Source organism: Serratia sp. FGI94 (assembly GCF_000330865.1).
GTDB classification, from domain to species: domain Bacteria; phylum Pseudomonadota; class Gammaproteobacteria; order Enterobacterales; family Enterobacteriaceae; genus Serratia_B; species Serratia_B rubidaea.
The window spans coordinates 3,831,927-3,857,317 of the sequence record NC_020064.1; the positions used below are offsets into that span (position 1 = coordinate 3,831,927).

Here is a 25,391-nt window from a genome sequence, read left to right on the forward strand (position 1 = left end):
CATTCGTTCAGGCTGCTATTAATAGAGAAAAGTGAAAGGCTATCCGGAGCGTTAAAAAATCGGTGAGGTCGTACGTTAAATATCAGCGTAATTAACAAGGAAGCCTTAGCTAATTTAATGATTATACGTAGAATTATTTGTTGAGAAGGCATGGGGCGGGTGAAGGGAATCGAACCCTCGTATAGAGCTTGGGAAGCTCTCGTTACTCCATCCCGACATTGTACATATGGCTGTACCTGATGGCGTGATTTTAGAGGATCAAAATCATGTCTATCAAGAACAATCAGTATCTTTTTCAAAGTCATTCGGGCGTATGGATCTTTCAGGTCCTTGTACCTGCGTACATGCGTCATCTGTTCGACAATAAACGAGCCTGGCGAAAATCCACTGGGACAAAAGACATTCTTAAGGTTCGCCACTTCAGAAATCACATGTTGATTGAGTTCAACAATCTGAAAGCTCTACTGAACCCTGACCGCGAAGACATTCGCATCCAAAATGCGATCACCACACTCCATTCCACGATAAAACAAGCCAAGAGCACGCCTGTAGCAGTATCTCCGATCCCAACGCTGGCAGTCATACGTGATGAATACATGACGGTTTATAGTGAACGTCGGGCATTTTCCACACTCAGCAAATCCGCGAGAGCCGTAGAAGTTTTTCTTCAGAGTATCGGTAAAGTTGATATTGGGTTGAACAAGATCGGACGCAGAACCGTTACTGATTTCATCGAAGACCAACAGAAAAAAGCGGCACCTCAGACCGTGCAGAACTGGCTAACCTCTTTGGGGAGTCTGTACGAGTTCGCCAAACGCCGCTACGACGCGATACCAGACAGCAATCCGTTTCACGGTCACAACCTTGAAGCCCGGCGCACGATAGAGAGCTATCAGCCATTTGAACCTGAACAATTGCAAGCCCTTGTCAGAGAAGCCGATGACGTTATACGTGATGTCATTTTGATCGCCCTGTACTCTGGAATGCGACTTGATGAGATCGCCAGCATCAAGCGGGATGAAATTGTAATGTTGGAGGGTGCCAGATGTTTCTTTGTCAGCAAGTCCAAGACTGTAGCCGGAGTGCGGTATGTTCCGATCCACTCGCTACTGATGGAGATTGTTGATAAGCATCTGGCAAATAACAGCGGAGAGTATCTTCTGGCTCAGTCTAATAACATCATTCGGAAGGATGGCAAGCGGGGTCCGTGGTACAGCCAAAAGTTCACCCGGCTGCGTGATAGCGTTTTGCCAACAGCTACAGATCGGCAATGTTTCCACAGCTTACGCGGAATGTTCATCACCTGCTTAGACCGTGCAGGAGTGCCAGAACAACGGATCGGTGCTATCACTGGACACACCGAACAGAAAGCGAAAACCGAAGCATTCAGAACCTACAGCAAAGGCGCGGGGATGAGGGAGCTATCAGGGTATGTCGAACTGGTCGGTTACGAAGGTATAATATAGCGAAGTCAGATCAGGGAGGTAACCAGTGGCACATACTTTTTATTATGGCAAGCGCCCAGAGAGGATGATCGATTTATACAACCAAAAAGTCACTGACCCAGTCAATGATATGGAATCTGGCATGACGGCTTTTAGATATCATGGATTTGTTCGGCTTCGTTATCCTAATGGAGACTGGATCAGCTTATATCTGAGTAGTAATTTCGGCAGGCGTGATGGTTTTTGGTGTGTGCTGCAATCCTCCAATGAGCGTTGGTACTCTTCAAATTTCCTTGAATCAACATTGATGGGAAATATCCATCTTCAAGCGATAAATGAGGATTCAGCTAGGGACGTTTGCTGCGGGAAATTAATACCGGAAGTATTAGAAATATTTGAAATGCCAGCCTCAGAGAAGACAAAAGAGGCAATGGCGAAGCAACGTATTCAGCAGTCAAAATGGGCCACTGCCGTCAAAGCCCTTGCGGGTTACAAGTGCCAGGCGACTGGGACGCAATATGCTCTTGAAGCATGTCACATTAAGCCTTTCTCAAAATGTAATGATCTGGAAGCGTGGGATGTTACAAACGGCATTTGTCTTACCGCTAGTGTTCATACTGTATATGATGCCGGATTACATGAAGCTCTATCTCCGGAAGATCCATTAACCGCACTAATCAGCGTCGAAAAGCTACAAAAAAGCCGGGATTAATCCCGGCTTTCATGCTTTATTCTTTCTCAACTTCAACAGCGCTTCACTGATTGCCTTCTCAAGCCCGCTTTGCTCAACGTCCATCATGAACGAGGAGCGCGGAATCTTCAGGAACCGACAAAGGGCGCTAACGTTCAGAAAATCTAAAACGCGCTCGTCTGCGACAGTCAGCAATGGGAAACCGTTGTTCGTCTGGAATTGAATTTTCATAGTAATCACCTCTTCTTTGCCTCGCCCTCTATCACCTGCCGTGTAGGTTTGGCTATAGCCAAATCGCCAACAGCGATGGTATGGGCAATTCTTCACGGTGGGGCCAAATGGTCAGCCCCAAATGTACCCGCTAGCGGGTTAACGGTGATTGTATAAGTATCCCGCATAATCGAACCATTCACATTTAGAGATCTTCCGGCATACTCATTCTGCCAACGAAGGAGATCGTTATGCGTAAAGCCCGTTTTACTGAGCATCAGATCATCGCTGTGATTAAGTCGGTTGAAGCCGGACGAACTGTTAAGGATGTCTGCCGCGAGGTCGGTATCTCTGAAGCGACCTACTACAATTGGAAATCTAAATACGGTGGTATGGAAGCCTCTGATATTAAAAAGATAAAGGATCTTGAAGACGAAAACAGGCGTCTCAAGCAAATGTTTGCTGACATCAGCCTTGAGAACCGGGCATTGAAAGACGTTATCGAAAAAAAGCTTTGAAACCAGCCTTTAAGCGTGAGCTGGTCACTCATCTGATAACGGCGTTCGGACTCAGTATCCGTCAGGCCTGTCGGAGCCTGAACCTGAGCAGAACGGTTTATCATTATCGTCCGAATACTACGCGTGACGAACCTGTTATTTCCGCATTGCAGGCTGCCGCTGAACGGTATCCACGATATGGTTTTCCAAAATTGTTTCAGGTGCTGCGGAGGCAAGGATACCCGTGGAATCATAAAAGGATCCACCGTATTTACTGTCTGCTGAAGCTAAATTTTCGTCGCAAAGGCAAGCAGCGTCTACCGGTACGTAATCCATCGCCGCTTGCTACGCCTGAAGCGTTAAACCAGAGCTGGTCTGTTGACTTCATGCATGATGCCCTGATTTGCGGTCGTCGTTTTCGTACGTTCAACGTCGTTGATGACTTTAATCGCGAGGCGTTGTCGATCGAAATAGACCTTAATTTACCAGCTCAACGAGTGGTTCGTGTCCTCGACAGGATCGCAGCAAACCGGGGATATCCCGTAATGCTTCGCATGGATAATGGTCCGGAATTCATCTCGCTGGCACTGGCTGAATGGGCAGAGAAACACACGGTAAAACTGGAATTTATCCAACCGGGTAAACCGACGCAGAACGCATTCATTGAACGCTTTAACCGGACATATCGCACAGAAATACTCGATTTTTATCTGTTTAGAACACTGAATGAAGTGCGTGAAATCACGGAGCGATGGTTGTCAGAATATAACTGTGAACGCCCGCATGAATCACTGAACAACCTGACGCCGGAGGAATACCGCCAACAGTGTTACTTGGCCGGGATCTCAAAAAGTGTGTGGAACTAAAGCGGGTCTATTTACACCATCACCGGTCCGCCCTCTCAAACCGAAAAATTAAATTTTCTTAGCAAAAACAACGAAAAACCCTCCATTCCTGGGCCTGTGAGAGCCTCTCAGCGGGGCGCTGTGCGATCGGTTTGTCAGTGTTACAATTGTGTGGAGATGACGCGCTGTAGCGCTTCTGGTGAAGCGTAGAAGGGATAGGTGAGAATGCATACGCTGGTGTGGAAAAAGGTACGCATCTGTGGCCGCTGGGACGAGAGAATTTCGCTAGGTGATGGCAAACCTTCAACCCGTTGTGGTAACGTCGCTGTAGTGGCTTTGTGTCTGCTGGTAAACAGAAAAATGTGCTTTTATGGCGTTTGATACGCTGGCAGAATCAAAGGCCTGAAACCTGAAGTTGTGGGATGACCAGACAAAATCATCCAAAATCCTTGAACAAGATAACTAACCTCAAATCCTCCCGAATGCTTTCCTTCTGTTGATGAAATCGCTGTCGTGTACCCAGCTTCGCATCAACGCTCCGAAAAGCAATACCTGACCATTCCAGTCAAGTACCTATAAGAACCATTATGTTAAATAGAGCAGAAAACGAACAGCAAAATGCTCTGTTGTGGCAAGTTTTCCCTGTTGTGATGGCCTATGGGATGAAGTAGTGAAGTGCATTGCTAGGGGTGTCGGCTGTTGGATATTTTGTGAACATTCTGGTTCCTTGCGGAGGGTCTGGGCTGGCGGTCTAACAGATCACCAACAGAGCCGGGGATATTTTGAACAGGAGAATGTAAACTGGAAGGATAATGCAACGGGACACCCACGGGGGCGGGTTGTGAAAGTATTTCCTGTTGTCTTCGACCTTATTGCACGTAAAATGACCAGACACATTTTGGGAAGGAGTCTTTAATGGATATTGCGCTGCTCAACAGGGGCTGGAACAGAACATGGTCAGATACCATGGTAAATCTGGAAGCCCGGAAACTCGTCGAAACTGCAAATCGGTTATCAGCATTCTATTTGCAAGATGGGATAACACGTATCAATTTTGTCGAAGAGATAAGGCAGGTCGTAGAGAAAGAATTTGAAACGGCACGACGGGCCAAAACCGATGAAGAATGCATTATATGCATCAAAAATCTGCGTGCCGAAACAGATAATCTGCAAGAACAAGAACGCTTGTTAAGAACCAGGGCCGCCCAACTTTATGCAAAGGTCGAGTTTGTCAGGGAAAACAATAAAATCGTCGGATACGTGATTTCGGCAATCCATATAGTGGTATCTGGAGCAGCATTATTTGGTGGGATGGTTATGATGTCCACTATGACCCCTGTTGGAGTTCTTGCAGGAGCAGTTTTATTTGTTGATGGTATTAACGGTATAACAAAAGAAGCAAGCCATCTTCGCTATGGTGAACAATCCAAGTCGGAAGGAATTTTTGCTGATGGCGCAATGGAGACCGCACAATTTATGGGGTTCAGCCCAAAAAATGGATTAGCTCTTTATAATACGGTGACTCTAGGGGCGAGTGTCTATAGTATCTTCAGCTTAGCAAGGAAACCCGGAGCTTGGCGATTATTCCGTTGGCTGCCGCGTGATTACTACCGAAAAGTTGACACAATGAGCAAGCCTAAGCTAACGATGAAAATCGCTGGATATGGTGTCAAAGCGAAAGTCATTTTTGATCTTCTGGCTACTGATAACAGTACTAATTAAGATTTGTTCGCTCTACAGAATCGCCAAGATTTATAAGCAAGTACAGGCGGTTGTATAAAAATTGCAACCGCTGCGCCACAAGAAAGGCCAATAGCACCAGAGAAAACACTCTGCTCAGATGCGAACATCACAAGAAAAATGAATACAGCAAGGCAACCGGATACAACCCACACGGCAAGAATAAATCGCCTGGCCAGGTCCCTGATTGCATTCCCCAACGTTCCACCATAGCTTTCAACGTTGTTCTTTATCTTCTTCAAATCCGATGGTGTAAAGCCAGAACTCAACAAAGCCTCATCAGTAACATCCATATTGTCCTCTCCGCATTTCTTAACTGGCAATGGCACACATAATCATACTGATGAACTTTACAGCAATCCACATGATGTTTGTGCAATGTTTCAGATTTCAGACAATAGCAGCCATAAAGCCCCGTTAGTGGTACAAGCAACAAGCGGAGCCGTTAGGCGACTACATCAATGTTCAGAGAGATCACACCTTATCAGGGTGCTCGTGTACCTTTCGGAGCGTGAGCGAAGCGCTGGCAGAGCCGGATCTGTAGCTACCGGGGCATTACCACTATTCACCTGTTTACGCAGCCATAAGGCCGCACATCGGGCTTAAATGCGTATGATCAGTCTGTTCGGGAGTTATGCCAGGTATGCGGCTTTTTGTTCGTTGTTGTACTGTCGCGGTAAGAACTTGGAACCACCGCCAGCGTGATGATATGCTCCCTTGTACCACAGACCAATCACGCGACAGGTGCGGGCGTAGAACAATGGGTAGTTTAAGTTGTACCTGCTAAAGCGGGGCAACATAACTAACTGATAAATCATAACTTGTTGATTTATCAGGAGATTGGAGCGGGTGAAGGGAATCGAACCCTCGTATGCAGCTTGGGAAGCTGCCGTTCTACCATTGAACTACACCCGCTTAGGTGTGCGTTTGGCATTATAACCGCTTCTGGGCGGCGGGCAAGCGGAGTTAACGCATAACTGCCGATGTTTTAAGCGGTTAGTTATCGTTGGGCGTAAAAAAACCGGCGCGGTTGCCCGCACCGGTTGATCAAGGTGGCTGTCGGTTACTTGGCAGTCGGACGCATCGCCGGGAACAGGATAACATCGCGGATGGTATGGCTGTTGGTGAACAGCATAACCATACGGTCGATACCGATGCCCAGGCCAGCCGTCGGCGGCAGGCCGTGTTCCAGAGAGGTCACGTAGTCTTCGTCGTAGAACATCGCTTCGTCATCGCCGGCATCCTTCGCGGCAACCTGGTCAGCAAAGCGCTGCGCCTGGTCTTCCGCATCATTCAGCTCGGAGAAGCCGTTACCGATTTCACGGCCGCCGATGAAGAACTCAAAGCGGTCGGTAATTTCCGGGTTCTCATCGTTACGACGCGCCAGCGGGGAAACTTCCGCCGGGTATTCGGTGATGAAGGTTGGTTGAATCAGATGGCTTTCCGCCGTCTCTTCAAAGATCTCGGTCACTATGCGGCCCAGACCCCAACTCTTCTCTACCTTGATGCCGATAGACTCGGCAATCGCCTTCGCCTTGTCGAAGTCATCCAGGTCCGCCATGTCGGTTTCAGGACGATACTTCTTGATCGCCTCGCGCATGGTCAGTTTTTCGAATGGCTTGCCGAAGTCGAACTCTTCATCGCCGTACGGCACCTTGGTGGTGCCCAGTACGTCCTGCGCCAGCGTGCGGAACAGCGACTCGGTCAGCTCAATCAGATCTTTGTAATCCGCGTACGCCATATAGAGTTCCATCATGGTGAACTCTGGGTTGTGACGCGGCGATACGCCTTCGTTACGGAAGTTGCGGTTGATCTCGAACACGCGCTCAAAACCACCAACCACCAGACGCTTCAGATACAGCTCCGGCGCAATACGCAGGTACATATCGATGTCCAGCGCATTGTGGTGAGTAATAAACGGACGCGCGGACGCGCCGCCTGGGATCACCTGCATCATCGGGGTTTCCACTTCCATAAAGTCGCGGCCCACCATAAAGTTGCGGATGCCGGACATGATGCGGGAACGCACCTTGAAGGTGTGACGTGATTCTTCGTTGGCAATCAGATCCAGGTAGCGCTGACGATAGCGGGTTTCCTGATCGGCCAGGCCGTGGAACTTGTCTGGCAGCGGGCGCAGCGCCTTGGTCAGCAGACGCAGCTCGGTGCAGTGAATCGACAGCTCGCCGGTTTTGGTTTTAAACAGCTTGCCGCGCGCGCCGAGAATATCGCCCAGGTCCCACTTCTTGAACTGTTCGTTGTACACGCCTTCCGCCAGATCGTCGCGCGCGACGTACAGCTGAATGCGGCCGCCAACGTCCTGCAGCGTGACGAAAGAGGCTTTGCCCATAATGCGGCGGGTCATCATACGCCCGGCGACGGTCACTTCTACGCCCAGCGCTTCCAGCTCTTCGTTGTCTTTATCATCATATGCTGCGTGCAGCTTGTCGGACGTGGTGTCACGACGGAAATCATTCGGGAACGCAATGCCGTTCTCGCGCAGCGCCGCCAGTTTTTCACGGCGTGACTGCAGCTCGTTATTGAGATCCGACGCCTGATCGGCGCTCTGTGGTTGTTGCTCAGACATTTTTGTTCCTCATAACCCGGCTTTCAAACTTGCCTCAATGAATTTATCCAGGTCGCCATCCAATACGGCCTGCGTGTTACGCGTTTCTACGCTGGTGCGCAAATCCTTGATCCGGGAGTCATCCAGCACATAAGAGCGGATTTGGCTGCCCCAACCGATATCGGACTTGTTGTCTTCCATCGCCTGCTTATCAGCATTTTTCTTCTGCATCTCGAATTCATACAGCTTCGCCCTCAGCTGTTTGAATGCCTGATCCTTGTTTTTATGCTGTGAGCGGTCGTTCTGGCACTGCACCACGATGTTGGTCGGCAGGTGGGTAATACGCACCGCAGACTCGGTTTTGTTCACGTGCTGGCCGCCCGCGCCGGAAGCGCGGTAAACGTCGATGCGCAGATCCGCCGGATTGATTTCGATATCAATATTGTCGTCCACTTCCGGGTAAACAAACACCGAACTGAACGAGGTGTGGCGACGGCCGCCGGAATCGAACGGGCTCTTGCGCACCAGGCGGTGAACGCCGGTTTCAGTACGCAACCAGCCAAAGGCGTAGTCGCCGATAATCTTGATGGTAGCGGACTTGATCCCCGCGACGTCACCGTCAGACTCTTCGATAATTTCTGTTTTAAAGCCCTTGTCCTCGGCCCAGCGCAGGTACATGCGCAGCAGCATGCTGGCCCAGTCCTGCGCCTCAGTACCGCCCGACCCGGCCTGAATGTCCAGGTAGCAGTCGGCGCTGTCGTATTCGCCGGAGAACATACGACGAAATTCTAGTTGTTCCAGCTTGACGATCAGTTGATCAAGCTCAACCACGGCTTCGTTAAAGGTTTCTTCATCGTCGGCTTCCACCGCCAGCTCCAGCAGGCCGAGGACGTCTTCCTCACCCTGTTGCAGGCCGTCGATGGTCTCAACGATGGCTTCGAGCGCCGAGCGCTCTTTACCCAGCGCCTGTGCGCGCTCAGGCTCATTCCACACGTCTGGCTGCTCCAGCTCGGCGTTTACTTCTTCCAGGCGTTCTTTCTTGGCATCATAGTCAAAGATACCCCCTAAGAACGGCGGTACGCTCAGACAGGTCCTGAATACGGTTTTTTACCGGATTAATTTCAAACATGGTTTTTCGCGTTCTTTCGTTAGAGGTTGTATATCCCCCGGCAAGGGAGCCGGCGCAATGCGGCGTGAACCAGAGAGAATATAGGCGACCCAATCGCCATAGAACCGTTAATTCTAACGGATCCAGACCACAGTTTATAGCGTTTATCCAGGGAAAAATAAGGGCGCCGTGCGGCGCCCCTGGATGTTATCTTTTGCTGCGCCTCAGCGCGGCCACAGGTGCTGAATCAGCAGCTGCACGCTGCGGTTGCCGCGGAATTCGTTGACGTCCAGCTTATAAGCCAGCTCGACTTCGCGCACGCTGCTGTCCGGCCACAGCGTGGTGTCCACGTTGAACGCAATGCCGTCCAGCAGCGGGCCGCCGCCCAGCGGCTCCACCATCAGCTTGAGGTGCTTCTCGCCCACCAGCCGCTGCTGCAGAATGCGGAACTTGCCGTCGAACGTCGGCTCCGGGAACGCCTGCCCCCACGGCCCGCCTTCGCGCAGCAGCTCCGCCGTTTCCAGCGTCAGCTCCTGCATTGCCAGTTCACCGTCGGACCAGATTACGCCCTCCAGCATCGCCGGATCGAGCCACTCGCCCACCAGTTCGCCAAAGCGCTGACGAAACTCGTCAAAGCGCGCCTCTTCCAGCGACAGGCCGGCGGCCATCGCGTGTCCGCCGAACTTCATCATCAGTCCGGGGTTCAGCGTGTCCAGCCGCTCCAGCGCATCACGCATATGCAGGCCGGCAATCGAGCGGCCGGAGCCTTTCAGAATGCCGTCGCCCGCCGGCGCGAACGCGATCACCGGGCGGTGAAAACGCTCTTTGATGCGCGAGGCCAAAATGCCGACCACGCCCTGATGCCACTCCGGATGGTACATCGCCAGGCCGTAAGGCAGAGCCGTGCTGCTGCGCTCCAACTGGTCGCACAGCTGCAGCGCTTCAACCTGCATGCCCTGCTCTATCTCGCGGCGCGTTTGGTTCAGCGCGTCCAGATCGTTAGCCAGCATGCGCGCCTGCGCAATGTCATCGCTCAGCAGCAGCGCCACGCCGATCGACATGTCGTCCAGTCGCCCCGCCGCATTCAGCCGCGGCCCGAGGGCAAAGCCCAGATCGTTGGCCGCCAGGTTGCGCGCCTCGCGGTTGGCCACCTCCAGCAGCGCGCGGATGCCGGGCCGACACTTGCCGGCGCGAATGCGGTTAAGCCCCTGATACACCAGAATACGGTTATTGGCATCGAGCGGCACCACGTCGGCCACGGTGCCTAACGCCACCAGATCCAGCAGTTCGGCCAGATTCGGCATCGCCAGCGCGCGCTGTTCGAACCAGCCGCTGTCGCGCAGCCGGGCGCGCAGCGCCAGCATCAGATAGAACGCGACGCCGACGCCGGCCAGCGCCTTCGACGGAAACGCACAGCCGCGCAGGTTGGGGTTGACGATCGCCTCGGCCGCCGGCAGCGTCTCGCCCGGCAGGTGGTGATCGGTCACCAGCACCTGCATGCCTTTGGCATGCGCCACCTCAACGCCGGCATGGGAAGAGATGCCGTTATCCACGGTGACGATCAGCTCGGCGCCGCGCGCCGCCGCCTGCTCCACCACTTCCGGGCTCAGGCCGTAGCCGTCCTCAAAGCGGTTCGGCACCAGATACTGCACGTCGCCACCGCCCATGCTGCGCAGCGCCAGCGCCGTCAGCGCGGTGCTGGTGGCGCCGTCGGCGTCAAAGTCGCCGACGATCATAATGCGCCGGCCGTCCGCCAGCGCCTGCTGCAGAATATCCACCGCCGCGTCGATGCCGTCCAGCTGTTGCCACGGCAGCATGCCTTTGACGCTGCGTTCCAGTTCCCGCTCTTCGCTGACCCCGCGCAGCGCATACAGCCGGCGCAGCAAAGGGTGCAGCTGAGCGGAAAGCTGCACGTCGCCCACCGCCTCACGGCGGCGTAATTGGGTTTTAATCATACTCACCGGCCATTAACCGCCGGCTTGCAGCGCGGCCTGATGCGCGTCCAGCATCGCCGCCATCTCTTTCGGCCCCTGATAGCCCGGGATCACCATGCCGTTCTGCAGGATGATGGCCGGCGTCCCCTGGATGCCGAACTGCACGCCCAGCTCATAATGTTTGCTGATATCGGTTTTGCAGGTCGCCGGCGACACCGCGTCGCCCTTCATCGCCGCGTCAAACGCCTTGGCCTTATCGGCGGTGCACCAGATAGACTGCATGTCTTTTTCCGCCTGGGAATTCAGCCCCTGACGCGGGAACGCCAGGTAACGCACGGTGATGCCCAGATCGTTATACTCTTTCATCTGCTGATGCAGCTTGTGGCAGTAGCCGCAGGTGATGTCGGTAAACACGGTGATCACGTGTTTTTCCTTCGCCGCCTTGTAGACGATCATCTGGTCTTTCAGCGCGTCCAGCTTGCCGCCCAGCAGCTTATTGGTCACGTTTACCGGCTCTTTGCCGCTGACGTCATACAGCGGCCCCTGCAGCACGTGCTTACCGTCTTCAGAGACGTACAGCACGCCGCTGTCGGTCAGCACGGTTTTCAGCCCCGCCACCGGAGAGGGTTGAACGTCAGCCTGTTTGATGCCCAGGCTGCCCAGCGCCGATTTGATCGCCGCATCGTCGGCATGTGCGGAACCGGTCACCGAAGCCACCAGCAGGGAGAGCAGCATTAAACCTTTTTTCATTCTTCCATTCCTTTCGAACCCGGTGCCTCAGGCGCGCGGGTGATGCTGTTGATGTAGCTGTTTCAGTCGTTCGGTTGCTACATGCGTGTAAATTTGCGTCGTGGAGAGGTCGCTATGCCCCAGCAACATTTGTACGACACGTAAATCTGCGCCATGGTTCAGCAGATGGGTGGCGAACGCGTGGCGCAACACGTGCGGAGACAGACGTTCGCTATCGATGCCGGCCAGGATCGCATAGTGTTTGATACGATGCCAGAAGGTCTGCCGGGTCATTTGCTTGCAGCGTTGGCTGGGGAACAGCACGTCGAGCGCCTGCCCGTTCACCAGCCACGGCCGGCCGTGTTCAAGATAATTTTCGATCCAGTACACCGCCTCTTCGCCCAACGGCACCAGCCGCTCTTTGTCGCCCTTGCCGATCACCCGCACCACGCCCTGGCGCAGGCTGACGTCGCTGATGCTCAGGCCGACCAGTTCGGACACCCGCAGGCCGGTGGCGTACAGCACTTCCAGCATCGCCTTGTCGCGCAGCTCCAGCGGCTGATCGACGCACGGCGCCTGCAGCAGCGCATCGACCTGCGCCTCGCTCAGGTCCTTCGGCAGGCGCTGCGGCAGCTTGGGCGAGGCCAGCTGCGCGGTCGGGTCGTCGGCACGCTGCTTTTCCCGGTACAGATATTGGAACAGCCGCCGCATGGCGCTCAGCAGCCGCGCGGAGCTGCTCGCCTTATAGCCGCCTTCCACCCGCTCGGCCAGAAACGCCTGCAGGTCCAGCGCCTCGGCGTCCAGCAGGGTGCGGCCGCGCCCGGCCAGCCAGGCCGTCAGCGCCTGCAGATCCAGACGATAAGAGGCGAGCGTATTCTCAGCCAGATTACGTTCCAGCCACAGCGCATCTAAAAATTGCTCAACCAGCGCATTCTCCTGCCGTTGCACGCCAACCCCTCTTAATTTGATTCAACCTGCGGCATTATGCCTTATGGTACACTGGTTGCAATTCCATGAACGGCAACATAACGGTTTAAACATGAAGATTGGTCTGTTTTACGGCTCCAGCACCTGCTACACCGAAATGGCGGCGGAAAAAATCCGTGAAATTCTGGGTGAGGATCTGGTCGACCTGCATAATCTGAAAGACGTCTCCCCCACGCTGATGGAAGACTATTCCGTACTGATTCTCGGCATCCCGACCTGGGATTTCGGCGAGCTGCAGGAGGACTGGGAAGCGGTCTGGCCGCAACTCGCCACGCTCGATCTGAAAGGTAAAATCGTCGCCATGTACGGCATGGGCGACCAGTTCGGCTACGGCGAATGGTTCCTCGACGCGCTGGGCATGCTGCACGATCACCTGAAACCGCTCGGCGTACAGTTTATCGGCTTCTGGCCGACCGACGGTTTTGAATTCACCAGCCCGAAACCGCTGGCCGCCGACGGCAAACGCTTCGTCGGCCTGGCGCTGGATGATGTCAACCAGTATGAGATGAGCGAAGATCGTCTGCAGCAATGGTGCGAACAGATCCTGTTGGAGATGGAACCGCTATTGTAACCGTCGAGGGGCGCCTCTGCGCCCCCCGAACCTAGCCTTCAGACTCATCCTCGGCCAGCTGCATCCGCTGGCACAACTGCCGCCACTCGGCGCTGCTGATACAGTCCGACGCCAGCCACAGCCGGCGGCGTTTGCGTTTGCCGCTCGCCTGCAGCGTCAGCAGCATACCGCAGCGCAGCATCCAGGGGCGGCGGGCCAGCCGCCACTCCTTGCCCTGCCAAATTACCCGCTGCGGCGCGGAAAGCAGACGCAGCTCTCCCTGACGCGAAGCAATACGCGTCTGACTGCGAATACATTCGAAAACCACCAGCGTCAGCAGCAGCAGCCAGATCGGGTCGTAACTCTCCGGCCACGGCGAGATCAGAATCAGCAGTATCAGCGCGCCATGCGCCAACAACGAGACAAGCTGAGTACGCCAGGAGATGCGGACATCACATCGCCACTGGGCCACGATCTTTATTTCGCGTCTGGATCAGCGTCACCATTCTCTGCAGTTCGGCGTCCTGCGGGGCGCCATGATTCATCAGCCAGTTAAACAGGTCAGGATCGTCGCACTGCAACAGACGCACGAACAGCGCCTTGTCGTCGTCGCTCAATGAATCGTACTCATGCTCGAAAAACGGCATGATGGAGATGTCCAGTTCACGCATTCCCCGGCGGCAAGCCCAGTGAATACGCGCTTTGTTATTAATATCCATGTTGTTATGACCAACCTCTGTTCAGCGTGGCAAAGCCAGCATAGGGTTCAACCGACACACCGTATGGCAACACACGCGCAATATAATTCCGTCGGCTCACGAACGACGTGCAAGGGTAGCATGAGCCATAAACGTATAGAGTAACAATTTGACATACACGGCGGGAAGAATGTTAGCGCGAAATGTCAAAAAAAGCGCTGCGGCGGAATAACTGTTTGCAAAGCCTGCGCCCTCTTTTACCATGGAGGAACGACTCTTTCAGGCACGCTGGATATCCGGCATCATGCGACGGCCACCACGGTGAACCCGGCCGGATATAACGTAAATCAGGAACCGACTATGACGTTCACGACTCCTTTTCCACCTCGTCAGCCTTCCGCCTCTTCCCATCTGCCATTGACGCTGATTTCGCTGGAAGACTGGGCGCTGGTGACGATGAATGGCCCCGACACGGTGAAATACCTGCAGGGGCAGGTTACCGCCGACGTTGAGGCGCTGGCGGACGACCAGCACGTTCTCTGCGCGCACTGCGACGCCAAGGGAAAAATGTGGAGCAACCTGCGCCTGTTCCGGCGCGGTGAGGGCTTCGCCTATCTGGAGCGCCGCAGCCTGCTGGACAGCCAGCTGGCGGAGATCAAAAAATATGCGGTGTTCTCAAAAGTGACCATCGCCGCCGATAACGACGCGGTGCTGCTCGGCGTGGCCGGCTTCCAGGCGCGCGCCGCGCTGGCGGACGTCTTCAGCCAGCTGCCCGATGCACAGCATCCGGTGGCGCAGGACGGCGACACCACGCTGCTGCACTTCAGCCAGCCGGCGGAGCGCTTTCTGCTGGTCACCAGCGCGGCGGTCGCCGAACGGCTGGTCAGCCGCCTGCAGCAGCAGGCCGAACAAAACGACAGCCGTCAGTGGCTGACGCTGGATATCGAAGCCGGCTATCCGATTATCGACGCGGCCACCAGCGCGCAGCTGATCCCACAGGCCACCAACCTGCAGGCGCTGGACGGCATCAGCTTCAGCAAAGGCTGCTATACCGGTCAGGAAATGGTGGCGCGCGCCAAGTTCCGCGGCGCCAACAAGCGCGCGCTGTACTGGCTGGCGGGGAAAGGCAGCCGGGTGCCGGCCGCGGCGGACGATCTGGAACTGCAGCTGGGGGAGAACTGGCGCCGTACCGGCACCGTGCTGGCCGCCAGCCAACTGGCCGACGGTACGCTGTGGGTGCAGGCAGTGCTGAATAACGACCTGGAGGCGGACAGCACGCTGCGGCTGCGCGAGGATGCCGGCGGCGAGCTCAGCATCATGCCGCTGCCTTACTCGCTGGTCGAAGAGAAGTAATCCTCGCCCGCCCGGCCGCGTTGCTCAGTGCGCGCGGCCGGGCGGCAAACCACCTCAGACGTACAGATAAATCGCCATAAAGTGGCACACGCTGCCACCCAGCACGAAGGCGTGCCAGATGGCATGCCCGAAGCGCCAGCGCTTGGAAGCGTAAAAAATCACCCCCAGGCTGTACACCACCCCGCCGACCGCCAGCAGCGTCACGCCGCCGATATCCAGCCGCGTCGCCAACTGGTAGATAACGATCAGCGACAGCCAGCCCATGGTCAGATAGGTCACCAGCGACAGCGCCTCAAAGCGGTGGGCGAACGCCAGCTTGAACAGCACGCCGAGCAGCGCCATGCCCCAGATAACCGCCATCAACCCGCGCGCCAGCGGCGACCCCAGCCCCACCAGCAGAAAAGGCGTATAGGTGCCGGCAATCAGCAGGTAAATCGCACAGTGGTCAAATTTTTTCAGCCAGTGTTTGGCCTTCTGATGAGGAATGGCGTGGTACAGCGTTGAGGCCAGGTACAGCAGGATCATGCTGCCGCCGTACAGGCTATAGCTGGTGATCGCCGTCGCGCCGGCGCCGGTGTCGATCGCCTGGCCAAGCAGCAGCACCAGGCCGACGATGCCAAAGACCAAACCAATGCCGTGACTGACGCTGTTGGCGATCTCTTCCGCCCATGGATAGGCTGATTTCGCCGTATTTTCCGCCTGCGTCCCGGCTTTCGCCACGTCCGTTTTACCCATAATATTCCAGCCCTCAAAAACGTCTGCATTGCTCGCAATTAACGCAAAAGCAGCTTAACTGAGAATAATTCCAGTGTACACGTGTACGCTAAAATAAAAATGTGAACGCTTGTAACATGCTGAAAATATCGAAATCCCCCCGACGCTGGTCTACAATCGCTGGGTTTTAACGTCACCTACACCGAGGCTGTACCATGTCATCTGCCGTACCCGCATTAGAATTTGGCGCCATGACCGAAGTCATCCGGTTCCTGATGGAAATCGACAAACTCAAAAGCGTTCAGCGCCGCACCAAGGTGCTGGGCACCCAGCGTCAGGAAAACTCCGCCGAGCACAGCTGGCACTTCGCCATCGCCGCCATGAGCCTGGCGCCTTACGCCGGCAAGGACGTTGATATCCAGCGCGTCATCCAGATGGCGCTGCTGCATGACATCGTTGAAATCGACGCCGGCGACGTGCTGGTGTACGACCTGGCGGCCCGCGCCGCCGTGCACGATCAGGAAGTCGCCGCCGCGCGTCGCCTGTTCGGCATGCTGCCGGAGCCACAGCGCGAGTATTTCACCGCTTTATGGCAGGAATATGAAGATGCCGAAACCGCCGACGCGCGCTTTGCGCTGGTGCTGGATCGCACCATGCCGATGCTGATGAACCTGCATAATGAGGGGCAAAGCTGGGTGGAGAACGGCATCTCGCTGGAGCAGGTGCTGTCGCGCAACGAGATGATTGCCGAGGTCTATCCGGAGCTGTGGCAACACCTGCTGCACCACCTGCAGGACGCGCAGCGCAAAGGCTGGCTGAAGTAATAACGCGCCGGACCTGCGCCCGGCGTCGGCATTACAGCGGCTTATGGGCGGTCTCCCTGGCCGCCCACACCGCCCACAGGGTGATCAACAGCGTCAGCGTTACATAGGCCGAGATCGCCAGCGTGCTGTCATACGATTTGTACAGCGACGTGATAATCAGCGGCGCAAAGCCGCCGCCGACAATCCCCGCCAGCGTGTAGGCCAGCGACGAGCCGGCATAGCGCACGCGCGTCGGAAACTGTTCGGTGACAAACGCCGCCTGCGGGCCGTACATCGCCGCATGGATCAGCAGCCCCACCACCACCGCCAGACAGATCAGCACCGGCTGGGTGCTGTCCAGCAGCACGAAGAACGCAAAGGCCCAGACGACCCCCGCCAGCGCGCCGCCGATATACACCGGCCGGCGACCCAGACGGTCGGACAGCGCGCCGAACAGCGGCACCGTTATCGCGTTGCCCACCGCGCCTAACATGGTGGCGGCCAGCGCCAGCGGCCGCGGCAGGTTCAACACCGTCGTAACATAGGTCAGCGTAAACACCACCACCAGCGCGTACAGCACGTCGGAGCCGATGCGTGAGCCGCCGGCAATCAGCAGCGGACGTTTATGGTGGCTGAAGACCTCACGCAGCGGCGCATGCGTCACATCGCGGTTCGCCGCCAATTGCAGAAACGCCGGCGTCTCGCCCACGCCGCGCCGCAGCCACAGGCCGAACGCCACCAGCGCCAGACTCAGCAGGAATGGAATGCGCCAGCCCCACTGTTGGAAATCCTCCGCCGACATCGCCAACGTCACCACGGTGATAAACCCGGTGCCCACCAGCGTTCCGCAGGAGGGGCCGACCTGGGCGAACGACGCGTTGCGTCCGCGCTGCTGCGGTTTGCCGTGCTCCATCGCCAGCAGCACCGCGCCGGCCCATTCGCCGCCCAGCGCGATACCCTGAATAAAGCGCAGCGTCACAAGCAGCAGCGGGCTCCAGATGCCCCAGCTGGCATAGCCGGGCAGCATGCCCATCAGCGCGGTGGTGCCGCCCATAATCAGCAGCGTGGTGACCAGCACAAAGCGCCGGCCGAGCACGTCGCCCAGGTGGCCGAACACCATGCCGCCGATCGGCCGCGAAACATAGCCGACCGCATAGGTGGAAAACGCCAGGATGGTGCCCACCAGCGGGTCAAAGGAGGGGAAGAAAACGTGATTAAAAATCAGCGCCGCCATAATGTTGTAAACGGTGAAGTCGTACCATTCCAGCGCGGTGCCGATGGAGCTGGCCGCCGCCAGTTTGCCGGTGTTCGGCGCGCTCTCGCTGCGCTGGGCCGCGTTATCCAGCGGCGCATCGGTGGTTGAAGTGTTCATGATTTCAGCTCCTGTGCGGTGAGTTGCCAGCCAAGGGCGTAGCGCAATGCGGACTCTGCGGCGATATCCAGCCGCTGACAGGCCAGCGCGTTAAGACGTTCGCCGGCCGCGGCGCTGCTGCTCTCAATCAGCAGCATCGGCGACAGCGTGCGGTTATCGGGCGCTTCTTTCGGCAGCGGCGTACTGAGCGCCGCATCCGGCAGCAGCAGGCTGCTGCAGACAAAACCCGCCTCGGCGGACAGCGCCTCACCGAGCTGGCGGACGCGCTGCGTTAACGCCGCGGCGTCGGCCGTCGGCAGCGCGATCACGCCAAGATGGCTGCCGCTGCCGAAGCCGGTCACTGCCTGCACGGCGCAGACCCGCCGCATCGGGTTCACCATTTTGTCCAGGCTGGCCACCGACCACGGCGTTTGCCGGGTGAACGCCGCGTGATAGGCCGGCGAGGTAAAACTGTCGAGCGAGACGGTTTTATACAGGCCCAGATATTTGCGCCCGCCCTGCAGCGCCTGATAGCGCGCGCCGCTTAAAAAGCCGTCGATGCGCACCCGTTCCTCTACGTGTTCACGGTCATACCAGCGGTTGAACTCCGCCTCATCCTGCGCGGCAACGTCGGTGGCGACAAACAGCATTCCGTTCGGGGTTCCGGTCATGGGACTCTCCTATTAGCTCATTGATGAGGCGGGCGCGCCCGCCGAAGGTTATGCGCCGGCCAGGCAGCGCTCAATGGACAGCGCCCAGCCCAGCAGCGCTTCATCCTGCTGCGTCAGGCCGGCGACCATCAGCCCCACCGGCGCCTCGCCCGGCGGCTGAATCGGCAGCGACACGGCGCAGCCGTCCAGGAAATTGATGATGGAGGGATTGCGCAGCGCAGCGCCGTTGATACGGAAATAGAGCGCCTCGTCCGCCTCCAGCTCGGCGATGGTCGGCGCGACAAACGGCACGCTGGGCATCAGCAGCGCATGGTAGCCCTGCAGCGACGCCGTCACCCGCCGCTGCCAGTCGCGCCGCTGCTCCCGCAGCCGGTTGCCGTCCTCGTCGCCCAGCGCCGCGCCGCGACGGATGCGCGACAGCACCCGCGGGTCGTAAGCCGCCGCCTGCTCGGCAATCAGCGTCTGATGCCACTGCCAGGACTCCAGCGCGGTAAAGCCGCCGCTGGCGTTGATCGCCGCCAGTTCGGCAAACTCGTCGCAAGGCAGGGCGTCAATCTGCGCGCCCGCCTGCCTCAGCTGACGCAGCGCACGCTGAAACGCCGTGGATACCGCCGCGTCCAGATCATCCAGCGCCAGCGTCTGCGGCAGCGCAAAACGCGCCTGCGCCAGCGGCCGGGCGAGCGGCTGCAGCGGCTGCTGCGCAATCAGTGCGTCCAGCGCGATGCAGTCCTCCAGGCCGTGGGCAATCACGCCGACGGAGTCCAGCGACGGTGACAGCGGCTGTACGCCCGCCATATCGATGCGGCTGGCGCTGGGCTTATAGCCGGTCAGGCCGCAGAACGCCGCCGGAATGCGCACCGAACCGCCGGTATCGCTGCCAATCGCGCCAAAGCCCATGCCGTCACTGACCGCCACCGCCGCGCCGGATGAAGAGCCGCCGGGAATGCGCCGCTCCTGGCGTCGCCACGGGTTGGCCGGCGTGCCGTAGTGCGGGTTAATGCCCAGGCCGGAATAGGCGAATTCGGTCATATTGGTTTTACCGATCACCACCGCGCCGGCCTGCAGCAGCCGCTGCACCACCGCCGCATGACGCTGCGCCGCCGGCGCGTGCGCCAGCGCCCGTGAACCGCCGCGGGTGGCTTCGCCCGCCACGTCGAACAGGTCTTTCACCGACACCGGCACGCCGTCCAGTGCGGAGAGATGCTGCCCGGCCGCACGCCGGCGGTCAGCATCCCGCGCCTGCCGGCGCGCCCAGTCGTGATAGACGCTGATAAACGCGCGCGCCCCTTCCCCTTGCGGATCGTCAATCCGCGCCAGCGCGGCGGCGGTCAGCCGTTCAGACGTCACATCGCCGCAGGCCAGCGCGGCAGCGGCCTGGCGTAATGTCCAGTTTTCCATCACGCCACCACCGGTAATTCAATGCTGCGATAAGCGTGACTGATGGTGCGCCCCAATACCTCGTCCACCAGCTCCATACGGAACTCCGCCGCCGGGCGGATGCCGCCAATCGCCGCCAGGGTGCCGCAGGTCATCGCCAACCCTTCCGGCGGCTGCGGCATCGTCAGGCATTCCGGCGTCTGCATGCCGCCCAGATAGCGCTCGAGCAAATCCCCCGGCGTGCGCAGGCCGGCCAGCGTGCCCTGTTGGTAGAGGCGGAACTCCCCCTCCTCATAGATCCAGGCGCGCAGAATTAAGCTGTCCCAGTGTTCCGCCACCTCATGCAACGGCCAGGCCGCCGTGGCGACCGGCTTGACGCACAGCTGCTTCGACAGCGCAACGCTGTGCGCCTCCAGCTGACGGTCGGTGTGATCGGAGGCCAGCGACACGTACAGCTCACCGCGGTGGATAAAGATCAGCGGTTCGGCTTCGCCGGAGCTGGCGCCGCCGACCACCTCGACGCTGGCGCTCTGGCTAAGCTGGTTGGCCGCCACGCGATAAAACAGCGGGATTGCACTCGGCTGGGGCACGCCCAGCGCCGCCAGCTCCCTGATGTGGTGCAAAATGGCCTCGTGGTCGCGTCCGGTCCAGCCGGCGATCACCAGATGATCGATCGCCACATTCAGCGCCTCAGCCCCCGCTGATTCAGGTAAAGTGAAGGTTAGTTGCATGGCATCTGTTTCCTTGGTGTTAAATAACAGTGAAATTTCACTATATCTTCAGTTGCTAAATAAGCGATTTCCGTGCCATGTTTTTGTGTACTATGTCTAAAAACTTTCTGGTTGCAGGAGCAAAGTGTGAAGACCGTTGACGCAGAGCGCCGGGAATTCCCGACGGTAGAGGAAGCCGGCCTGTCGCAGAACGAACTGGCCTATCGCCGCTTTAAACAGGCGCTGGTGACGCTGAGCTACAAGCCCGGCGAATATCTGAATACGGCGCAGGTGATGGACGATCTGGCAATGGGGCGCACGCCGATCAATCAGGCGATCCATCGGCTGGCGAATGAGGGATTACTGCAGGTGATCCCGCGTAAAGGCGTGATGGTGGCGCCGCTGTCGATCGACGATGCGCTGGAGCTGATCGAGGTGCGGCTGGCCAATGAGCTGCTGTGCATGCGGCTGGCCAGCAAGCGCGCCAGCGCATCGCAGATCGCCGGGCTGGAGGCGATCAACCGGCAGATCGACGCCGCCTGCCAGGCGCGCGATCGGGTACGCATGATGACGCTGGATCATGAATTCCATCAGGCACTGGCGCAGATCGCCGGCAACGCCATGCTGGCGGATATTCTCAGCGTGCTGCACGCGCGCGCCCAGCGCTTCTGGGCGACCTCGCTCTCCCGGCAGGGCCATATGCAGGAAGTGATCGACGAACACCGGGCGATTATCGCCGCGCTGGCGCAGCAGGACGCGGACGCGGCGGAAAGCGCGGCGCAGGCACATATCCTCTCCTTCCGCAGCGCGCTGCTGCACGATGCATAGCCGCTGGTCAGGCGGTGATACGCAACCGCCCCAATAAGAGTAACGTGACATGACGACGCCCATAACGCTGGCGCGGGATCAGCTTGAGCTACTCTGGCAGATTGACCGCCGTGAAGAAATTACCACGCTGTACCGGCTGCAGAACGGACAACTGCAGGCCTACGCCGACTACTACGACGTCCGCGGCTGGGATCCGCACGATCGTGAAGTCTACACGCCGCTGCATGAAGAGAGCTTTGACCGCGGCGGCAGCTTCTTCGCCCTGTTCGATCGGGAGATCATCGTCGCAGCGGCGGCGCTGGACAGCGTGCCGCGCGGGCCGGAACAAAATTTACGCCAGCTGCTGTTCTTCTACGTCAGCGCCGAGCGGCGCGGTCAGGGATTGGGGAAAATGCTGTTTCGGCACTGCCTGCAGCAGTTGCAGCAGCATGGCGCCGCCGGGCTGTACGTTTCTTCCATCCCCAATAAGCGCACCGTCGATTTTTATCTGGCGCAGGGATGTCGCCTGCTTGCCGAACCCGATGCCGAGCTGTTCGCCCGCGAGCCGGAGGATATCCATCTGGTCTGCGACTGCTGAACGCCGCCAATAAAAAAGGGACACCGTATAATGCGGTGTCCCTGGGGTGTCACTCTTCGCCTACGCGTTACTGATATTCGCCGATCGGCACGCAGGAGCAGAACAGGTTGCGGTCGCCGTAAACGTCATCCAGACGCTTCACGGTCGGCCAGTATTTGTTCTCACGCACCGCCGCGGACGGGAACACCGCCAGCTCGCGGCTGTAGGCATGCTGCCAGTCGCCCACCAGCTCGGCCTGCACGTGCGGCGCATTCACCAGCGGGTTGTCGTCCAGCGGCCATGCGCCCTGCTTCACGCTCTCCATCTCCGCGCGGATCGACAGCAGCGCGTCGATAAAGCGGTCCAGCTCCACCTTGCTCTCCGACTCCGTCGGTTCAACCATCAGCGTGCCCGCAACCGGGAACGACATGGTCGGCGCGTGGAAGCCGTAGTCGATCAGACGTTTGGCAATATCCATCTCGCTGATGCCGGTCTCTTCTTTCAGCGGACGAATATCCAGAATGCATTCGTGCGCCACGCGGTGGTCGCGGCCGGTATACAGAATCGGATACGCATCCTTCAGACGGGTGGCGATATAGTTGGCGTTGAGGATCGCCACCTGGCTGGCCTGCTTCAGGCCTTCCGCGCCCATCATGCGGATGTACATCCAGCTGATCGGCAGAATCGACGCGCTGCCGAACGGCGCGGCGGACACCGCGCCCTGCTGGGTGGTTACGCCGTCAATCTGCACCACGCTGTGGCCGGGAACAAACGGCGCCAGGTGCGCTTTCACGCCGATCGGCCCCATGCCCGGGCCGCCGCCGCCGTGCGGAATGCAGAAGGTTTTATGCAGGTTGAGGTGGGAAACGTCCGCGCCGATATAGCCCGGCGTAGTGATGCCGACCTGAGCGTTCATGTTGGCGCCGTCCAGGTACACCTGGCCGCCGAACTGATGCACGATCTGGCACACTTCGCGGATGGTTTCTTCATACACGCCGTGGGTGGACGGGTAGGTCACCATGATGCACGACAGCTCCGCGCCCGCCTGTTCGGCCTTGACCCGCAGATCGTGCAGATCGATGTTGCCGTTTTTGTCGCAGGCCACCACCACCACGCTCATGCCCGCCATCTGGGCGGAGGCCGGGTTAGTGCCATGCGCCGAACTTGGGATCAGGCAGACGTGACGCCCCGCCTCATTGCGGCTTTCGTGGTAGCGGCGAATCGCCAGCAGACCGGCATATTCGCCCTGCGCGCCGGAGTTAGGCTGCATGCAGACCGCGTCATAGCCGGTCAACTGCACCAGCCACTGGGACAGCTGACCAATCATCATCTGGTAGCCGGTCGCCTGCTCCGGCGGGCAGAACGGGTGCATATCGGAGAATTCAGGCCAGGTGATCGGAATCATTTCCGCCGCGGCGTTCAGCTTCATGGTGCAGGAGCCCAGCGGGATCATTGCCTGGTTCAGCGCCAGATCCTTACGCTCCAGACGATGCATATAGCGCATCATTTCGGTTTCGCTGTGATAGCTGTTGAACACCGGGTGGGTGAGAATCGGTTCCTGACGCAGCATCGGCGCAGGAATGGAGGCGCTCGCCGCGCTGACCGCCGCGTCCAGCGCGTCGATATCCAGCCCGTGGCCGTCGCCGGCCAGCACCGCAAACAGCGTCTGTACGTCTTCACGCGAGGTGGCTTCATCCAGCGTGATGCCGACCGCGCCGTGAATGTCGGTGCGCAAGTTCAGCCCGAAGCTCAGGGCGCGCTCCAGCACCGCCGCCTTGTCTTTGACCTCTACCGTCAGGGTATCGAACCAGCTGTCATGACGCAGCTGCAGACCGGCCTGCTGCAGTCCGGCGGCCAGGATATCGGTCAGGCGGTGAATACGCTCGGCGATGCGCTTCAGCCCCTGCGGGCCGTGATACACCGCATACAGGCTGGCGATATTGGCCAGCAGCACCTGCGAGGTGCAAATATTGGAGTTGGCCTTTTCACGGCGGATATGCTGTTCGCGGGTCTGCATCGCCATGCGCAGCGCGGTATTGCCGGCAACATCGCGGGAAACGCCGATAATCCGGCCCGGCATCGAACGTTTGAACTCATCGCGGCAGGCGAAGAAGGCCGCGTGCGGGCCGCCGTAGCCCATCGGCACGCCGAAGCGCTGCGCGGAGCCGAACACCACGTCGGCGCCCTGCTTGCCCGGCGCGGTCAGCAGCACCAGCGCCATAAAGTCGGCCGCCACGCTGGTAATAATCTTGCGGGATTTCAGCTCGGCCAGCAGCGCGCTGTAGTCGTGCAGTTCGCCGGTGGTGCCCACCTGCTGCAGCAGTACGCCGAATACGCCGTCCAGCTCCAGCACTTTTTCCGCTTTATCGACGATCACGTCAAAGTTGAAGGTTTCGGCGCGGGTGCGCACCACATCCAGCGTCTGCGGATGCACATCGTCAGCGACGAAGAAACGGTTGGCGCCTTTCAGCTTGCTGGCGCGCTTGGCCAGCGCCATCGCTTCGGCGGCGGCGGTCGCTTCATCCAGCAGCGAAGCGGAGGCCAGATCCAGACCGGTCAGATCCAGCGTCACGGTCTGGAAATTCAGCAGCGCTTCCAGACGCCCCTGCGACACTTCCGGCTGATACGGCGTATAGGCGGTGTACCAGCCCGGGTTTTCCAGCATGTTGCGCAGGATCACCGGCGGCGTCAGCACCGAGCTGTAGCCCATGCCGATATAGGATTTGTAGCGCTGGTTCTGGCCGGCGATCGCCTTCAGTTCGGCCAGCGCCTGATGTTCAGTCACCGCATCGCCAACCGGCGGCGGCCCCGGCAGCTGAATGTCTGCCGGCACAATCTGTTGGATCAGCGCGCTGAGCGAGCGTGCGCCCACCGCCTCCAGCATCTCTTGCTGCTGCTGTGCAGAAGAGCCGATATGGCGTTCAATGAACGCTTCGCTGTGTTCAAGTTGGCTGAGTGTCTGAGTCATTGCGACAAATTCCTGAATGCTTGCGTGGTACGGGATGTAGCCTTAACAACTAAAACGCCCCGG

Annotated in this window: 24 protein-coding genes and 1 tRNA gene; 9 read left to right on the plus strand and 16 right to left on the minus strand. The window is 58.2% G+C overall.

The features are described 5' to 3' along the window. Nucleotides 1-266 precede the first annotated feature (266 nt). On the plus strand, nt 267-1,466 hold the full coding sequence (locus D781_RS17465) for a tyrosine-type recombinase/integrase (RefSeq protein WP_015673656.1): 1,200 nt from the start codon (nt 267-269) through the stop codon (nt 1,464-1,466). A 25-nt stretch (nt 1,467-1,491) separates the two neighbouring features. Next, nucleotides 1,492-2,157, plus strand: coding sequence for an HNH endonuclease signature motif containing protein (locus tag D781_RS23005; protein ID WP_015673657.1), 666 nt, complete (start codon nt 1,492-1,494; stop codon nt 2,155-2,157). Nucleotides 2,158-2,166: 9 nt separating this feature from the next. Here D781_RS23005 and D781_RS17470 read toward each other — a convergent pair whose 3' ends face one another. Next, nucleotides 2,167-2,367 carry a hypothetical protein gene (locus D781_RS17470; RefSeq protein ID WP_015673658.1) on the minus strand — a complete coding sequence of 67 codons (201 nt, stop codon included), beginning with the start codon at nt 2,365-2,367 and terminating at the stop codon, nt 2,167-2,169. Nucleotides 2,368-2,597: 230 nt separating this feature from the next. Here D781_RS17470 and D781_RS23010 point away from each other — a divergent pair. After that, a protein-coding gene (locus D781_RS23010) for an IS3 family transposase (RefSeq protein WP_102024942.1) occupies nt 2,598-3,709 on the plus strand; the annotation gives its coding sequence in 2 pieces (ribosomal slippage) (nt 2,598-2,859 and nt 2,859-3,709; 1,113 coding nt in all). Nucleotides 3,710-4,603: 894 nt separating this feature from the next. Further along, nucleotides 4,604-5,410, plus strand: a complete 807-nt coding sequence (locus D781_RS17485) for a DUF4225 domain-containing protein (protein ID WP_015673659.1) — start codon at nt 4,604-4,606, stop codon at nt 5,408-5,410. On the opposite strand, the gene D781_RS23015 is transcribed toward D781_RS17485, so the two are convergent. The 7 genes from D781_RS23015 to xerD form a co-directional block, all read right to left on the minus strand. Then, nucleotides 5,407-5,721 carry a hypothetical protein gene (locus D781_RS23015; RefSeq protein ID WP_015673660.1) on the minus strand — a complete coding sequence of 105 codons (315 nt, stop codon included), beginning with the start codon at nt 5,719-5,721 and terminating at the stop codon, nt 5,407-5,409. The two genes, D781_RS17485 and D781_RS23015, sit on opposite strands and share 4 nt — an antisense overlap. A 548-nt stretch (nt 5,722-6,269) precedes the next feature. Continuing rightward, nucleotides 6,270-6,343: transfer RNA gene (locus tag D781_RS17490), tRNA-Gly, on the minus strand. Between the two features lie 148 nt (nt 6,344-6,491). Beyond that, nucleotides 6,492-8,012, minus strand: coding sequence for a lysine--tRNA ligase (gene lysS / locus D781_RS17495; RefSeq protein ID WP_015673661.1), 1,521 nt, complete (start codon nt 8,010-8,012; stop codon nt 6,492-6,494). 9 nt (nt 8,013-8,021) lie between these two features. Then, nucleotides 8,022-9,120, minus strand: a protein-coding gene (gene prfB / locus D781_RS17500; protein WP_015673662.1) for a peptide chain release factor 2 whose coding sequence is annotated in 2 segments (ribosomal slippage) — nt 8,022-9,044 and nt 9,046-9,120 — 1,098 coding nt in all. Because the reading frame shifts where the segments join, the coding sequence is not laid out codon by codon here. 203 nt (nt 9,121-9,323) lie between these two features. After that, nucleotides 9,324-11,054: a single-stranded-DNA-specific exonuclease RecJ gene (recJ, locus tag D781_RS17505; protein ID WP_015673663.1), complete on the minus strand. Its 1,731-nt coding sequence runs from the start codon at nt 11,052-11,054 to the stop codon at nt 9,324-9,326. A 12-nt stretch (nt 11,055-11,066) separates the two neighbouring features. Next, nucleotides 11,067-11,783 carry a bifunctional protein-disulfide isomerase/oxidoreductase DsbC gene (gene dsbC / locus D781_RS17510; protein ID WP_015673664.1) on the minus strand — a complete coding sequence of 239 codons (717 nt, stop codon included), beginning with the start codon at nt 11,781-11,783 and terminating at the stop codon, nt 11,067-11,069. Nucleotides 11,784-11,810: 27 nt separating this feature from the next. Beyond that, nucleotides 11,811-12,710: a site-specific tyrosine recombinase XerD gene (xerD, locus tag D781_RS17515; protein WP_015673665.1), complete on the minus strand. Its 900-nt coding sequence runs from the start codon at nt 12,708-12,710 to the stop codon at nt 11,811-11,813. A gap of 91 nt (nt 12,711-12,801) precedes the next feature. On the opposite strand from xerD, the gene fldB reads away from it, so the two are divergent. Continuing rightward, complete coding sequence (gene fldB, locus D781_RS17520; protein WP_041411867.1) at nt 12,802-13,320, plus strand: flavodoxin FldB; 519 nt, start codon at nt 12,802-12,804, stop codon at nt 13,318-13,320. Nucleotides 13,321-13,351: 31 nt separating this feature from the next. Here the strand turns inward: fldB and D781_RS17525 are convergent, their stop codons facing one another. Then, nucleotides 13,352-13,771 carry a protein YgfX gene (locus tag D781_RS17525; protein ID WP_015673667.1) on the minus strand — a complete coding sequence of 140 codons (420 nt, stop codon included), beginning with the start codon at nt 13,769-13,771 and terminating at the stop codon, nt 13,352-13,354. Then, on the minus strand, nt 13,752-14,018 hold the full coding sequence (sdhE, locus tag D781_RS17530) for an FAD assembly factor SdhE (protein ID WP_015673668.1): 267 nt from the start codon (nt 14,016-14,018) through the stop codon (nt 13,752-13,754). The genes D781_RS17525 and sdhE overlap by 20 nt, the downstream gene beginning before the upstream one ends. 339 nt (nt 14,019-14,357) lie before the next feature. Between sdhE and ygfZ the strand changes: the two genes are divergently transcribed. Then, nucleotides 14,358-15,350 carry a tRNA-modifying protein YgfZ gene (gene ygfZ, locus D781_RS17535; protein ID WP_015673669.1) on the plus strand — a complete coding sequence of 331 codons (993 nt, stop codon included), beginning with the start codon at nt 14,358-14,360 and terminating at the stop codon, nt 15,348-15,350. A 54-nt stretch (nt 15,351-15,404) separates the two neighbouring features. Here ygfZ and D781_RS17540 read toward each other — a convergent pair whose 3' ends face one another. Further along, a complete protein-coding gene (locus tag D781_RS17540; RefSeq protein ID WP_015673670.1) occupies nt 15,405-16,085 on the minus strand; it encodes a hemolysin III family protein in 681 nt (226 codons plus the stop codon). A gap of 194 nt (nt 16,086-16,279) precedes the next feature. Between D781_RS17540 and D781_RS17545 the strand changes: the two genes are divergently transcribed. Further along, the gene (locus D781_RS17545; RefSeq protein ID WP_015673671.1) at nt 16,280-16,888 is read left to right on the plus strand and encodes an HD domain-containing protein; all 609 of its coding nucleotides are present in this window, start codon (nt 16,280-16,282) and stop codon (nt 16,886-16,888) included. Nucleotides 16,889-16,919: 31 nt separating this feature from the next. On the opposite strand, the gene D781_RS17550 is transcribed toward D781_RS17545, so the two are convergent. The 4 genes from D781_RS17550 to D781_RS17565 are packed head-to-tail and all read right to left on the minus strand — an operon-like array spanning nt 16,920 to nt 20,997. Further along, nucleotides 16,920-18,239 carry an MFS transporter gene (locus D781_RS17550; protein ID WP_015673672.1) on the minus strand — a complete coding sequence of 440 codons (1,320 nt, stop codon included), beginning with the start codon at nt 18,237-18,239 and terminating at the stop codon, nt 16,920-16,922. After that, a complete protein-coding gene (locus tag D781_RS17555; RefSeq protein ID WP_015673673.1) occupies nt 18,236-18,889 on the minus strand; it encodes a DUF4286 family protein in 654 nt (217 codons plus the stop codon). Before D781_RS17555 ends, D781_RS17550 begins: the two co-directional genes overlap by 4 nt. Before the next feature lie 48 nt (nt 18,890-18,937). Beyond that, nucleotides 18,938-20,287: an amidase gene (locus D781_RS17560; protein ID WP_015673674.1), complete on the minus strand. Its 1,350-nt coding sequence runs from the start codon at nt 20,285-20,287 to the stop codon at nt 18,938-18,940. After that, nucleotides 20,287-20,997 carry a DUF2848 domain-containing protein gene (locus D781_RS17565; RefSeq protein ID WP_015673675.1) on the minus strand — a complete coding sequence of 237 codons (711 nt, stop codon included), beginning with the start codon at nt 20,995-20,997 and terminating at the stop codon, nt 20,287-20,289. The genes D781_RS17560 and D781_RS17565 overlap by 1 nt, the downstream gene beginning before the upstream one ends. A gap of 126 nt (nt 20,998-21,123) precedes the next feature. Between D781_RS17565 and D781_RS17570 the strand changes: the two genes are divergently transcribed. Together D781_RS17570 and D781_RS17575 are read left to right on the plus strand one after the other, a co-directional pair. Then, nucleotides 21,124-21,804, plus strand: a complete 681-nt coding sequence (locus D781_RS17570) for a GntR family transcriptional regulator (RefSeq protein ID WP_015673676.1) — start codon at nt 21,124-21,126, stop codon at nt 21,802-21,804. A gap of 49 nt (nt 21,805-21,853) precedes the next feature. Continuing rightward, nucleotides 21,854-22,381, plus strand: a complete 528-nt coding sequence (locus tag D781_RS17575; protein ID WP_015673677.1) for a GNAT family N-acetyltransferase — start codon at nt 21,854-21,856, stop codon at nt 22,379-22,381. 67 nt (nt 22,382-22,448) lie between these two features. Here the strand turns inward: D781_RS17575 and gcvP are convergent, their stop codons facing one another. Next, nucleotides 22,449-25,328, minus strand: coding sequence for an aminomethyl-transferring glycine dehydrogenase (gcvP, locus tag D781_RS17580; RefSeq protein WP_015673678.1), 2,880 nt, complete (start codon nt 25,326-25,328; stop codon nt 22,449-22,451). Nucleotides 25,329-25,391 lie beyond the last annotated feature (63 nt).

Excerpts from the sequence above, each read along its gene's own strand:
- D781_RS17465 (WP_015673656.1), top strand. The coding sequence starts at position 267 with ATGTCTATCAAGAACAATCAGTATCTTTTTCAAAGTCATTCGGGCGTA.
- D781_RS17470 (WP_015673658.1), bottom strand. The coding sequence starts at position 2,367 with ATGAAAATTCAATTCCAGACGAACAACGGTTTCCCATTGCTGACTGTC.
- D781_RS17485 (WP_015673659.1), top strand. The coding sequence starts at position 4,604 with ATGGATATTGCGCTGCTCAACAGGGGCTGGAACAGAACATGGTCAGAT.
- D781_RS23015 (WP_015673660.1), bottom strand. The coding sequence starts at position 5,721 with ATGGATGTTACTGATGAGGCTTTGTTGAGTTCTGGCTTTACACCATCG.
- lysS (WP_015673661.1), bottom strand. The coding sequence starts at position 8,012 with ATGTCTGAGCAACAACCACAGAGCGCCGATCAGGCGTCGGATCTCAAT.
- recJ (WP_015673663.1), bottom strand. The coding sequence starts at position 11,054 with ATGATTAAAACCCAATTACGCCGCCGTGAGGCGGTGGGCGACGTGCAG.
- dsbC (WP_015673664.1), bottom strand. The coding sequence starts at position 11,783 with ATGAAAAAAGGTTTAATGCTGCTCTCCCTGCTGGTGGCTTCGGTGACC.
- fldB (WP_041411867.1), top strand. The coding sequence starts at position 12,802 with ATGAAGATTGGTCTGTTTTACGGCTCCAGCACCTGCTACACCGAAATG.
- sdhE (WP_015673668.1), bottom strand. The coding sequence starts at position 14,018 with ATGGATATTAATAACAAAGCGCGTATTCACTGGGCTTGCCGCCGGGGA.
- ygfZ (WP_015673669.1), top strand. The coding sequence starts at position 14,358 with ATGACGTTCACGACTCCTTTTCCACCTCGTCAGCCTTCCGCCTCTTCC.
- D781_RS17540 (WP_015673670.1), bottom strand. The coding sequence starts at position 16,085 with ATGGGTAAAACGGACGTGGCGAAAGCCGGGACGCAGGCGGAAAATACG.
- D781_RS17545 (WP_015673671.1), top strand. The coding sequence starts at position 16,280 with ATGTCATCTGCCGTACCCGCATTAGAATTTGGCGCCATGACCGAAGTC.
- D781_RS17550 (WP_015673672.1), bottom strand. The coding sequence starts at position 18,239 with ATGAACACTTCAACCACCGATGCGCCGCTGGATAACGCGGCCCAGCGC.
- D781_RS17555 (WP_015673673.1), bottom strand. The coding sequence starts at position 18,889 with ATGACCGGAACCCCGAACGGAATGCTGTTTGTCGCCACCGACGTTGCC.
- D781_RS17560 (WP_015673674.1), bottom strand. The coding sequence starts at position 20,287 with ATGGAAAACTGGACATTACGCCAGGCCGCTGCCGCGCTGGCCTGCGGC.
- D781_RS17565 (WP_015673675.1), bottom strand. The coding sequence starts at position 20,997 with ATGCAACTAACCTTCACTTTACCTGAATCAGCGGGGGCTGAGGCGCTG.
- D781_RS17575 (WP_015673677.1), top strand. The coding sequence starts at position 21,854 with ATGACGACGCCCATAACGCTGGCGCGGGATCAGCTTGAGCTACTCTGG.
- gcvP (WP_015673678.1), bottom strand. The coding sequence starts at position 25,328 with ATGACTCAGACACTCAGCCAACTTGAACACAGCGAAGCGTTCATTGAA.